The sequence below is a fragment of the Bacillus sp. YBWC18 genome (genome assembly GCF_002998775.1).
Lineage (GTDB): Bacteria > Bacillota > Bacilli > Bacillales > Bacillaceae > Bacillus.
On sequence record NZ_PVRI01000001.1, the window covers coordinates 515,127 to 527,749 of the forward strand.

Consider the following 12,623-nt stretch of genomic DNA (forward strand, 5'->3'; position numbering starts at 1 on the left):
AGTGTACAGTTTTCATTTCTTCCTTTATTATAGAGTACATATAAAATTTTAAGGGATATGGAGGAGTGAGAAATGTCACAGAGAACAATTCAAAAGGTTCTAGTTGCAAACAGAGGGGAAATTGCTATCAGAGTCTTCAGGGCCTGTACGGAGCTCAATTTACGTACAGTGGCCATTTATTCCAAAGAAGACTCGGGCTCTTATCATCGCTATAAAGCAGATGAAGCATATCTAGTTGGAGAAGGGAAAAAACCGATTGATGCCTACCTTGATATCGAGGGGATCATCGAAATTGCAAAACGAAATGACGTGGATGCGATCCATCCAGGTTACGGATTTTTATCTGAAAATATTCATTTTGCAAGACGATGCGAAGAGGAAGGCATTCAATTTATCGGTCCAACTTCTCAGCATTTAGATATGTTTGGAGATAAAGTAAAGGCAAGAGATGAAGCGAAAAAAGCTGGAATTCCAGTCATTCCAGGAAGTGACGGACCAGTTGATTCGGTCAAAGAAGTCGAAAAATTCGGTGAAGAATACGGTTACCCGTTTATTATTAAAGCTTCACTAGGCGGCGGCGGCCGAGGTATGCGGATTGTCAGAACGAAAGAGGAGCTGAAGGAAGCCTATGACCGTGCGAAGTCAGAGGCAAAAGCTGCTTTTGGAAATGACGAAGTATACGTTGAAAAATTGATTGAAAATCCGAAACATATTGAGGTGCAGGTGATTGGTGACAATCACGGCAATATCATTCATTTATATGAGCGTGACTGCTCTGTTCAAAGGCGGCATCAAAAGGTCATTGAAGTGGCGCCAAGTGTGTCTCTTACAGATCAACTGCGTGAAGATATTTGCGAAGCGGCTGTTCAGCTGGCCCAGAATGTATCGTATATTAATGCAGGGACTGTAGAATTCCTTGTCGCAAATGGAGAGTTTTACTTTATTGAAGTCAATCCAAGGGTACAGGTAGAACACACGATCACTGAAATGATCACAGGTGTCGATATCGTCCAAACCCAAATTCTTGTCGCAAAGGGTCATGACCTTCACAGCAAGGAAGTCGGTATACCAAAGCAAGAAGATATTTTTACACATGGCTTTGCCATTCAATCAAGGGTCACAACAGAAGATCCTTTAAATGATTTTATGCCAGACACAGGAAAAATTATGGCCTACCGTTCAGGTGGGGGATTTGGTGTACGACTTGATACAGGGAACAGCTTTCAAGGTGCAGTCATTACACCTTATTACGATTCACTATTGGTCAAGCTGTCCACATGGGCGCTCACATTTGACCAAGCGGCTGCTAAAATGGTCCGAAATTTACAGGAATTCAGGATTCGCGGGATTAAAACAAACATTCCGTTTCTTGAAAACGTGGCAAAGCATGAGAAGTTTCTAAAAGGGGAATACGATACGTCGTTTATCGATTCAACGCCAGAGCTATTTAATTTCCCTAAGCAAAAAGACCGTGGAACGAAGATGCTGACTTATATTGGTAACGTGACCATTAATGGATTCCCTGGTATAGCGGAGAAAAAGAAGCCTCATTTTGACAAGCCAATTGTACCGAAGCTTCCTCTACATCAAGAGATTCCGTCTGGGACAAAACAATTGTTAGACACACATGGACCTGAGGGCCTTGCCAATTGGGTGAAAGAACAAAATAGCGTCCTTTTAACAGATACAACCTTTAGGGATGCGCATCAGTCTCTGCTTGCGACACGCTTCAGAACACATGATTTAAAGAAAGTTGCCCAGCCAACAGCAGGTTTATGGCCAGAGCTGTTTAGTATGGAAATGTGGGGCGGCGCTACATTTGATGTTGCGTACCGTTTCTTAAAAGAAGATCCTTGGGAACGATTAAAAGAGCTACGCCAAGAAGTGCCAAACACGTTGTTCCAAATGCTTTTAAGATCATCAAACGCTGTCGGATATACAAACTATGCGGATAATGTGATTAAAGCATTTGTAAAGGAGTCGGCCGAAGCAGGCATTGACGTCTTCCGTATTTTCGATAGCTTAAACTGGGTCAAAGGCATGACGCTTGCCATTGATTCTGTTCGTGAATCAGGCAAAGTGGCAGAGGCAGCCATTTGTTATACGGGGGACATTCTTGATCCATCTCGTCCGAAATATGATCTTGAGTATTATGTATCTCTTGCGAAAGAGCTTGAATCTGCCGGTGCACATATTTTAGGTATTAAAGATATGGCGGGATTATTAAAGCCGCAGGCAGCTTATGAGTTAGTCTCTGCTTTAAAAGATGAGCTCACGATCCCTATCCATCTTCATACGCATGATACGAGTGGAAATGGACTGTTCACCTATGCAAGAGCGATTGATGCAGGCGTTGATATTGTGGATGTGGCCGTCAGCTCTATGGCCGGACTCACATCGCAGCCAAGTGCAAGCTCACTGTACTATGCTTTAGATGGACATGAAAGAAAGCCAGACATGAACGTCCAATCTGTCGAACACCTTTCTCAATACTGGGATTCTGTCAGAAAATACTATCGTGAATTCGAAAGCGGCATGAACTCACCTCATACAGAAATTTATGAGCATGAAATGCCTGGCGGTCAGTATAGTAACTTGCAGCAGCAGGCGAAAGGTGTTGGCCTTGGCGACCGCTGGAACGAAGTAAAAGAAATGTACAGACGTGTGAATGACATGTTTGGTGATATTGTGAAGGTCACACCTTCCTCTAAAGTAGTTGGAGACATGGCACTTTATATGGTGCAAAATGATTTAACAGAGGAAGATGTCTATGAAAAAGGAGCAACATTAGACTTCCCGGATTCTGTTGTGGAATTATTTAAAGGCTATTTAGGCCAGCCGCATGGCGGATTCCCTGAAAAATTACAAAAGCTGATTTTAAAAGGAGAAGAACCGCTCACTGTCAGACCTGGTGAGAAGCTGAAGCCAGTGGACTTTGAAGCTATTCAGCAGCAGTTCAAAGAATCTCATGACCTGACGCTGACAGAGCAAGACGCGATTGCGTATGCCTTATATCCAAAAGTCTTTTCTGAATTTGTCCAAACAGCAGAAAGCTATGGGGACATCTCTGTTCTTGACACTCCAACGTTCTTCTATGGGATGAGGCTTGGTGAAGAGATTGAGGTAGAAATCGAAAAAGGAAAAACCCTGATTGTCAAACTCGTGTCGATTGGAGAACCGAATCCAGATGCCACAAGAGTTCTTTACTTTGAGTTAAATGGCCAGCCGCGTGAAGTGGTGATTAAGGATGAAAGCATCAAATCCTCCGTTCAAGAAAAAATGAAGGCGGACCGTTCAAATCCAAATCACATTGCCGCATCAATGCCAGGCACTGTCATCAAAGTGCTCGTGGAAAAAGGACAGAAAATCTCGCAAGGTGAGCATTTGATGATCAATGAAGCCATGAAAATGGAAACGACTGTACAAGCGCCATTCACTGCGGTCGTAGATGAAATACATGTGACAAATGGAGAACCGATTCAAACCGGTGATCTGCTGATTGTGTTAAAGCCTGAATAATAAGTGAGACACATCCATCGTGATGTGTCTTTTTTTGAGCGCATTAAAATGTGTAGCAGCCTGCGAGAGTAATTACACTATAGAGTGAGGTGAAGAAAGTTGGAAATTGTCGTGATTTGGTTTCGCCGAGATATGCGATTGGATGATCATATCGCCTTATCAAAAGCGATCACATATGCAAAAAAACACGAGTACAAATTATTGGCTCTTTATCATCTAGATCCATTTTTTACTGAAATGGAGCTGGATATAAACAACGAACATTTCTTTCAAAACTTGGCGCATTTCGTCAAGGAAGCGAGAGAATCTCAAATTTATGTTCACCTTCTCCATGATGATGTCCTGCGCGTCTTTCAGCAGGTCATGGATGTGTATGACATCAAAGCTGTCTTTTTTAATGAAGATGAAGTGGGTATCGGCCAAAGGCGTGACCAGCAAGTAACCGATTTTTTAGAAAAGAAGGTCATTCATGTGTCAACGTGGCAAGATACACATCTTCACGGGGCACGAGATATTTTAAAAGCAGATGGCTCACATTATCAAGTGTTTACCCCATACTATCAATCATGGCGGAAGCAAGAGAAGCAGCCTGTGATAAAAGTTGACAAATCATTTTTCAGCAGCGAGCATACGATTTGTGATGAGTCACTTTCGCAAAAAGGAAATGACAAACTGCGAGACTTGTTAAAGGGCTGCTCAAGGAAGTTTGATCAAATCGGCTCTGACAAAGCGATGAACACGCTGCATCACTTTATCCAAAAAAGATTAACGCGTTACCATGAGAAACGAGATATTCCGTCTCTTTTTGGAACGAGCAAGCTGTCGCGTTTCTTAAAAACAGGCACTATTTCGATCCGAACGATTTTTCATGCGATGTATGAAGAAGCACTATTTGAAGACGAGGGTAGAGAGACCTTTATCAAAGAGCTGGCATGGCGTGATTTTTACCATATGATTTATGCGCATTATCCTGAGATGAAAGAAAAAGAAATCAATTCGGCGTTTCAAGGGATGAAATGGAATGAAGATGAGGCGCTGTTTGAAGCTTGGTGTAAAGGGGAAACAGGCTTTCCGCTCGTTGATGCAGGGATGAGACAGTTAAATGAGGTGGGCTGGATGCATAACCGCTTGCGAATGGTCACAGCCTCATTTTTAACAAAGGATTATTTGATTGATTGGAGAAAGGGCGAAGCGTATTTTGCAAAAAAACTTGTGGATTATGATGAGGCGTCAAATATCGGAGGATTTCAGTGGGCTGCCTCTGTCGGGACAGATGCCGTGCCGTACTTCCGTATTTTTAACCCAACGACCCAGTCGAAGCGATTTGATCCGAGCGGGGAATATATTAGAAGATATGTACCAGAGCTAGAGCATGTCGATGAAAAGTGGATACATGAACCAATTAAAATGCCATTAGATGAACAACTGAAATCGGAATGTGTGCTAGGTGATACATACCCGTTGCCGACAGTTGATCATCAGGAAAGACGCAAAAAAGCCATTTCGCTATTTGAAGAAGCAAAACAACAATAAAACAAATCCCCCATTCCTCATGAAAGGGGGATACAAATTCTTATTTGAATGGTTCTTTGCTTTCATATTTAAACCGGGCAATGAGTAAGCAGAAGTAACAAAGTATCCCAAACAAACCGGAAATAAAGAATGAATGAACCAGCGCGTAACCAAGTGCAAGCTGAGAATAAACAGACATCACACCTGAAATGGCTTGAAGTGTAATCAGAATGGCTGAAAGAATCCATCCATAATACAGCTGCTTCTGTTCTTTATAATGTTTCATGGCATGGAACATCGCAACAAATATCCAGACGAATAAAAGAAGTGCTGCTGCTCGGTGAGACATTTGCACCCACTGATTAAAGTACGCTGGAAGTGCACCGTCTTTTGAACAAAACGGGAAGACAGAACAAGCAAGGCTTGACTTTGTATGCCTCACATAAGCACCCGTATACACCACGATATACGTATAGGTGATCAAACCATAAATATGGAACTGCATTTTTTTGCCGATATGAAGCGGCTTCACAAGCTTTGTTTCAGATCTGGTTGCTTCAAATACAAGAAGCGCAAGCAGTAACACTGAAGCAAAAGAAATGAGTGAAATACCGAAGTGCAGTGCCATCACAAGGGCGTTAGAACCAAACACGACGGCTAGAGCTCCTAAAAGCGCTTGAAGCAGTAAGAATATAATCGACATGATGACCAAAAATTTGGTTTCACGGAATACTGGACTAATCTTTTTCCAGCATAAGACCGCCAGTGCCAGAACAAGAATGGTGGAAACCCCTGTTGACATGCGGTGACTCCATTCGATGATGGAAGCAGGGTTCATTTCAGGGAAGAAACGTCCGTGGCAAAGGGGCCACTGCCGGCCGCAGCCAAGACCCGAGCCGGTTTTCGTCACAAGCGCACCGCCAATCAAAACGATCAGCATCACAAACGTTGTGATCACGCTCAATAACCTTAAAGCAAATTTCATCAAATTATTTCACCTTCTCTAAAAAACTTCTGATCTAAATGAAAAACCTCATATGCTCTCAAGTTTAAGCCAAATGCGTGTTCTGTTGCAATTCATAATGACCAAAGTTCACAAAAAAATGATATGTTAGTTCACAAAGTTTACAGATTTAGAGTGCTTGATCTTTCTTTGACAGTCTGATAGAAATAGAGGAGAGAATATTTCATTTTGCACCGCCTTCTGAAACACACATAAATCCTTATAAATTCACGAAAAGTTCACAAATAACTTCAAGATTGTCGTTTATTATTTAATAGGATGTTTTTTTACAGCTGTTTATCTTGTATGATAGAGTTGTAACGAATTTACGTTTCATTTGTTCGTTTGAAGGTTTGGGCAAGGGAGGTTATACACATTGGCAAATTCCAAAACAGCCGCTGAAGCAGCTATTCATGGACAAATAGAAGAAACAACAGCTTGGAAAGATTTTCTTGCTCTGATTAAAATGGGCATCGTCAATTCCAACTTCATTACAACATTTACTGGAATGTGGCTTGCTTTTTATTTTACAGGTATGAGTTTCCTTGGGAATCTTGATATTGTGCTGTTAACAATGATTGGTTCTTCTCTTATTATTGCCGGTTCATGCGCCATTAATAATGCGTTTGACCGTGATATTGATATATTAATGGAAAGAACAAAAACAAGACCGACGGTTACAGGTAAGATTCAGCCGGGGCAAGCGTATGCATTTGGTATTTTGCTTGTTGTACTTGGACTCATCATGCTTCTGATGACAACCATAACATCAGCAGTGATTGGTTTTATCGGAGTCTTTACTTATGCAGTTCTTTACACCATGTGGTCTAAACGTCATTACACCATCAATACCGTTATTGGAAGTGTATCTGGTGCGGTGCCGCCATTAATCGGCTGGACAGCTGTCACAGGTACAATTGACACAACGGCTTGGGTTTTGTTTATGATTATGTTCATTTGGCAAATCCCTCACTTCCTGTCACTTGCGATTAAGAAAACGGAAGATTACCGTAAGGCAGGTATTCCAATGCTGCCAGTCGTTTATGGCTTTGAAGTCACGAAACGCCAAATTATCATTTGGACAGCATGTCTTCTTCCACTTCCATTTTTCTTAGGTGGATTAGGATGGCCGATTGTCGCACTTGGCACATTGCTGAATATTGGATGGCTCGTCATTGGCCTTATGGGCTTTAAAATGAAAGACGTCATGAAGTGGTCAACGCTCATGTTCGTTTATTCATTAAACTACTTAACCATCTTTTTCGTCGCGATGATTATCATTACACTATTCTAGAGTAAAATACACTTTGATCACATCAAAACAATGGCTATATCTTATAACACAACATTTTCTAACAACTATGAAAGCCGCCTGATATTCAGTTCTATTTAGGCGGCTTTCTGTTTATACATAGATGGTATTTTGAGTAAAAACATCATTTTTTTATGAAAAGAGGAAATGTAAGTGCTTTTATAAGAGGCGGGGGTTATGAATGGGTGAAAAGTGATTTTATAAATAAGAGGTAAAAAGCGAAAGGCAAAGGAGATCAAGCAAAAGGGGTTGGGACAAATTATGATAAGAAAATGGCGTGTTTATTCACTGTTTCTCTTACTGACGCTCGTTTTGGCGGGCTGTGGTGAACCATACTTATCAACACTCAAACCAGTTGGGGAAGTAGCAGATAAACAGTTTTTCCTAACGGTACTGAGTACACTCATTATGGTTCTTGTCGTCATTGTTGTATCGATCATTTTCTTTTACGTCATCATTAAATTCAAACGTTCTAAAGTGGGAGAAGATACGATTCCAAAGCAGGTGGAAGGGAACCGTAACCTGGAAATTACGTGGACAGCGATTCCGATTCTTCTCCTCATTATTCTCGTTGTGCCTGTTGTGGCATACACGCTTGAGCTTGGGGATACAAGCGCTATGGATAAGAAAAAACGAGATCCTGAAAAGACACTTGTTGTCAATGTAAGAGCCAGTTTATATTGGTGGGAATTCGAATACCCTGATTATGGGATTGTCACAAGTCAGGAATTGATTGTACCGACAGATCAAAAGGTGTACTTTAAGCTGAAAGCATCCGATGTGAAACACTCTTTCTGGATTCCATCGGCTGGAGGTAAAATTGATACAAACACAGAAAATGAAAACAAGTTTTATTTAACCTTTGATTCAAAACGAACGAAAGATGCAGGAGAATATTTCTACGGGAAGTGTGCAGAGCTTTGCGGTCCCTCGCATGCTTTAATGGACTTTAAAGTTAAAACGCTTTCTCAAGATGAGTTTTTGGGATGGACGAAAAAAATGGCTGATTACAAGAAGCCTACATCCACAAAAGATCTCGCACTTGAAGGTGAAAAATTATTTAAAGAGAAAAACTGCTTGAGCTGTCATGCAGTAGAGCCTGGTGACGAACGGCCGGAAGCGGCAAGGACGGCACCAAACCTTGCGACCTTCGGAGACCGAACGAAAGTAGCTGGAATCAAAGATATGAACAAAGAAAATGTGAAAGCATGGCTGAAAGATCCAGAGAGCTTTAAACCAGGGAATAAAATGACAGGGACGTACCCTAAATTAAATGACTCAGAAGCAGATGCACTTTATGAGTATTTAAAAGGACTTAAAATCGAGTAATTTCTAATGCGAATGTGCAAGAGGGTATGTGATCGATGTGAAGTTTTTGTTAAGAGCTCCCGAATATGTCTCTACAACCGAGAGTAGCCATCTGTCAGACACAGTCTGTGTAAAGTTAAGATAGACATCTATATGAAAAGGGGCAAATGGGAGATAAGAGGGGGATTTCATGGTGAGTACAATAGCTAAAAAGCGGGGGTTTGGCGCTGTCTTATGGGATTACTTGACGACGGTTGACCACAAAAAAATTGCCGTACTATATTTAGTGGCAGGGGGATTTTTCTTTTTAATTGGCGGCCTGGAAGCGATGATTATCCGTATTCAGCTAGCCATCCCTGAAAATGATTTTGTAAGTGCAGGGTTTTACAATGAAGTCATGACGATGCATGGAACAACGATGATTTTCCTTGCAGCAATGCCGCTTTTATTTGCATTAATGAATGCGGTTGTACCCATTCAAATTGGTGCACGTGACGTAGCGTTTCCGTTTGTGAATTCACTTGGTTTTTGGCTGTTCTTTTTCGGAGGAATTTTCTTAAACCTTGGATGGTTTATGGGTGGATCACCTGATGCAGGCTGGACTGCATACGCCTCGCTCACGCTGAATTCAGAAGGGCACGGCATGGATTTCTATATTTTAGGTTTGCAGATAGCGGGTATTGGTACGCTGATTGCCGGGATCAACTTTCTTGCAACGATTATTAATATGAGAACGCCTGGTATGACGTATATGAGAATGCCGCTCTTTACATGGACGACATTTGTCGCCTCAGCACTGATTTTATTCGCATTCCCGCCACTTACAGCAGGGCTTGCGATGCTGATGCTTGATAGAATGTTTGATACGAGCTTTTTCAATCCAGAGCTCGGCGGAAATACAATCATCTGGGAGCATTTGTTCTGGATTTTCGGACACCCAGAAGTATATATTTTAATCCTGCCAGCATTCGGAATATTCTCTGAAATCATTCCAGTGTTTGCGAGGAAAAGGTTGTTTGGGTATTCGTCCATGGTGTTCGCTACTGTATTAATTGGTTTCCTTGGATTCATGGTGTGGGCGCATCACATGTTCACAACAGGACTTGGTCCGATTGCCAATGCGATCTTTGCTGTAGCCACGATGGCGATTGCGGTGCCTACAGGAATTAAAGTATTCAACTGGCTGCTCACCATATGGGGCGGTAATGTGAAGTTTACAACGCCGATGCTGTATTCCGTTGCCTTTATACCGTCGTTTTTACTTGGCGGGGTAACCGGAGTCATGCTAGCAGCAGCTGCAGCAGATTATCAGTTCCATGATACGTACTTTGTCGTGGCGCATTTTCACTACGTCATTATAGGCGGGGTCGTATTCGGTATTTTAGCTGGTGTGCATTACTGGTGGCCGAAGATGTTTGGAAAAATACTAAATGAGAAGCTTGGGAAAATTGGCTTTGTGCTGTTTTTCACTGGTTTCCATTTAACCTTCTTTATCCAGCATTTTCTCGGTCTTTGGGGCATGCCGCGCCGAGTCTTTACATTCCTGCCAGGTCAGGGGCTAGACCTTGGGAACTTGATCAGTACGATTGGGGCACTGTTTATGTTTGTAGCTGTTGTCATCATGCTGATTAACATCATCTGGACTACAGCAAAAGGAGAGCGTGTATCGAGCGATCCTTGGGGAGATGGAAGAACGCTTGAATGGGCAGTGTCTTCACCTCCGCCAGAATACAACTTTAAACAGCTTCCGCTTGTCAGAGGACTAGATCCATTATGGATTGAAAAAATGGATGGTAAAACAGGAATGACAGCATCTGAACCGCTCGATGATATTCACATGCCGAATAATTCCATCTTACCTGTCATTATCTCATTCGGTCTATTTGCGTCAGCGTTTGGCTTCATGTATCGTCAAGAGCACAGCTGGGGGCTTCCAGTGATTTTCATTGGTCTTGGCATTACATTTGCGACCATGCTGGTTCGCTCTCTTAAAGATGATCATGGGTACCATATTCACAAAGAAGATTTGACCGATGACGATGATAAAGGGGTGAAAGCATAATGGAACCACAAAAAATGACAGCAGAAACCTTTCCGGCTTCTCCTGAGAAAGCCACGTTAGAAGGAAAGAATAAGTTCGTCGGGTTCTGGTTGTTTCTTGGGGGAGAAACCGTTCTGTTTGCATCGCTCTTTGCCACTTATTTGGCGCTGAAAAACTCTAATGCAGGCGGAGCAAAAACAACTGATATGTTTGATCTCACACTTGTCTTTATTGCCACGATGCTTCTGCTGACGAGCAGTTTAACGAGTGTGTATGCAATGTATCATATGAAAAACTTTGCCTTTAAAAAGATGCAGCTTTGGCTTGGCGTAACTGTGCTATTAGGTGCTTCATTTCTAGGGGTTGAGATTTATGAGTTCTATCATTATGTGCATGCGTATGAATTTACAATTACCAGCTCAGCTCTTGGTTCTTCCTTCTATACACTTGTCGGAACTCACGGGGCTCACGTCGCCTTCGGACTTTGCTGGATTACCGCTCTTATGATTCGAAATATGAGACGCGGACTCGATTTATACAATGCGCCGAAATATTATGTGGCAAGTCTGTATTGGCACTTCATTGATGTTGTGTGGGTCTTCATCTTTACCGTTGTATATTTAATGGGAATGGTGGGATAAGAATGGGAAATAAAAACACAAATCAGTCTAAAGTCGATCTTGTATACCGTAAAAAGAAAAATGCCGAAGAAATGAAGCATCAGCTCATTTCTTTCGGCTTGATGATTGGATTAACCTTTGTTGCCTTTTTAACAATTGCTTCAGAAGACGTTGGGAACTGGTTCGCAGTACCATTTATTTTATTGCTTGCAGTTATTCAGGTGGCTTTTCAGCTTTATTATTTTATGCACATGAACCAAAAAGGGCATGAAACACCCGCATTGTTTCTTTACTCAGGTGTGTTTGTCGCGTTTATTACCGTATTAGCCTTTTTGACCATTATTTGGTGGTAAGCCCGCTTTGCCCTTGAAGGAGGCGCAGCAATGGAGAACTTAGAAATATTCGGATTTCGGGCATTATGGAGCCCTTACTATTTGACTAGTATTGTCATAGCAGCTGCTCTTTATCTGCTTCTTGTGACAAAGGGAAAGCACCGTGCGACGGTGAAAGAGAAAACGTTGTTTCTGACGGGGCTTGTCCTGTTATACGCCGTGAAAGGAAGCCCAATTGATTTAATGGGGCATATTATGTTTAGTGCACATATGGCGCAAATGGCGGTGCTCTATTTAGTCATTCCGCCTCTCCTTATTACAGGATTACCTGCGGCCATTTGGGAGCGGATCATACAAACACCAGGCATTCAGCAAATTTTTCGTTTGTTTTCCAAGCCTTTAATTGCATTGCTTGGATTTAACGGCTTGTTTTCGATGTATCACATTCCGCTTGTGTTTGATTTTGTGAAAACAGATCCGTTTTATCATGCGTTGATGACGGTGGTCATTTTTATCGCTGCCTTTTTCATGTGGTGGCCGCTCGTTCATAAAGTCCAAAGTCAGCCGCAGATTACAGGCATTTTAAAGCTTGGTTATATCATGGCAGACGGAATATTGATGACTCCTGCGTGTGCTCTCATCATGTTTAGTGAGGCACCGATCTATGCAACATATTCTGATGCTGGCGCTTGGATACAGGCACTGCACTTATGCGTGCCAAGTGATATGCTGGCAGGCCTTGCGCTCACAGGTCCTGAAATGTTCCATACCTTGCCGCTGCTAGAGGACCAGCAGCTAGGCGCGATTTTGATGAAAATTATTCAGGAGATTGTGTACGGCTCGATCCTTGCTGTTGTGTTCTTTGACTGGGCAAGAAAAGAAAGAGCGAAAGATGCCGTACCAGATGCGCTGATTCCGAAATATGAATGAAAAAAGCACAGCCGTATGGCTGTGCTCAGATTGTTGACAAAGGGCT

Annotated in this window: 9 protein-coding genes; 8 read left to right on the top strand and 1 reads right to left on the bottom strand. The window is 42.2% G+C overall.

The window, feature by feature from the left end:
• Positions 1–72 precede the first annotated feature (72 nt).
• Both pyc and C6348_RS02760 read left to right on the top strand, forming a co-directional pair.
• Positions 73–3,519 (top strand): pyruvate carboxylase, encoded by a 3,447-nt coding sequence (gene pyc, locus C6348_RS02755; RefSeq protein WP_106037795.1) that lies wholly within the window; start codon positions 73–75, stop codon positions 3,517–3,519.
• Between the two features lie 99 nt (positions 3,520–3,618).
• Positions 3,619–5,052, top strand: a complete 1,434-nt coding sequence (locus tag C6348_RS02760; RefSeq protein WP_106041787.1) for a cryptochrome/photolyase family protein — start codon at positions 3,619–3,621, stop codon at positions 5,050–5,052.
• Between the two features lie 40 nt (positions 5,053–5,092).
• Here the strand turns inward: C6348_RS02760 and C6348_RS02765 are convergent, their stop codons facing one another.
• Complete coding sequence (locus C6348_RS02765; protein ID WP_106041789.1) at positions 5,093–6,016, bottom strand: COX15/CtaA family protein; 924 nt, start codon at positions 6,014–6,016, stop codon at positions 5,093–5,095.
• A gap of 394 nt (positions 6,017–6,410) precedes the next feature.
• Between C6348_RS02765 and cyoE the strand changes: the two genes are divergently transcribed.
• From cyoE to ctaG, 6 genes are all read left to right on the top strand, one after another.
• A complete protein-coding gene (gene cyoE, locus C6348_RS02770; RefSeq protein ID WP_003211774.1) occupies positions 6,411–7,328 on the top strand; it encodes a heme o synthase in 918 nt (305 codons plus the stop codon).
• A gap of 279 nt (positions 7,329–7,607) precedes the next feature.
• On the top strand, positions 7,608–8,675 hold the full coding sequence (gene coxB, locus C6348_RS02775; protein WP_106041791.1) for a cytochrome c oxidase subunit II: 1,068 nt from the start codon (positions 7,608–7,610) through the stop codon (positions 8,673–8,675).
• Positions 8,676–8,844: 169 nt separating this feature from the next.
• Positions 8,845–10,716 carry a cytochrome c oxidase subunit I gene (gene ctaD / locus C6348_RS02780; RefSeq protein ID WP_106041793.1) on the top strand — a complete coding sequence of 624 codons (1,872 nt, stop codon included), beginning with the start codon at positions 8,845–8,847 and terminating at the stop codon, positions 10,714–10,716.
• Positions 10,716–11,336: a cytochrome c oxidase subunit III gene (ctaE, locus tag C6348_RS02785; RefSeq protein WP_034662610.1), complete on the top strand. Its 621-nt coding sequence runs from the start codon at positions 10,716–10,718 to the stop codon at positions 11,334–11,336. The genes ctaD and ctaE overlap by 1 nt, the downstream gene beginning before the upstream one ends.
• Before the next feature lie 2 nt (positions 11,337–11,338).
• Positions 11,339–11,668, top strand: a complete 330-nt coding sequence (ctaF, locus tag C6348_RS02790) for a cytochrome c oxidase subunit IVB (protein ID WP_003211520.1) — start codon at positions 11,339–11,341, stop codon at positions 11,666–11,668.
• A gap of 30 nt (positions 11,669–11,698) precedes the next feature.
• Positions 11,699–12,577 carry a cytochrome c oxidase assembly factor CtaG gene (gene ctaG, locus C6348_RS02795; protein ID WP_060596178.1) on the top strand — a complete coding sequence of 293 codons (879 nt, stop codon included), beginning with the start codon at positions 11,699–11,701 and terminating at the stop codon, positions 12,575–12,577.
• Positions 12,578–12,623 lie beyond the last annotated feature (46 nt).

Bases quoted from the DNA above. Each gene is read 5' to 3' on its own strand.
- coxB (WP_106041791.1), top strand. From the start codon at position 7,608: ATGATAAGAAAATGGCGTGTTTATTCACTGTTTCTCTTACTGACGCTC.
- ctaD (WP_106041793.1), top strand. From the start codon at position 8,845: ATGGTGAGTACAATAGCTAAAAAGCGGGGGTTTGGCGCTGTCTTATGG.
- ctaG (WP_060596178.1), top strand. From the start codon at position 11,699: ATGGAGAACTTAGAAATATTCGGATTTCGGGCATTATGGAGCCCTTAC.
- ctaE (WP_034662610.1), top strand. From the start codon at position 10,716: ATGGAACCACAAAAAATGACAGCAGAAACCTTTCCGGCTTCTCCTGAG.
- C6348_RS02765 (WP_106041789.1), bottom strand. From the start codon at position 6,016: ATGAAATTTGCTTTAAGGTTATTGAGCGTGATCACAACGTTTGTGATG.
- ctaF (WP_003211520.1), top strand. From the start codon at position 11,339: ATGGGAAATAAAAACACAAATCAGTCTAAAGTCGATCTTGTATACCGT.
- pyc (WP_106037795.1), top strand. From the start codon at position 73: ATGTCACAGAGAACAATTCAAAAGGTTCTAGTTGCAAACAGAGGGGAA.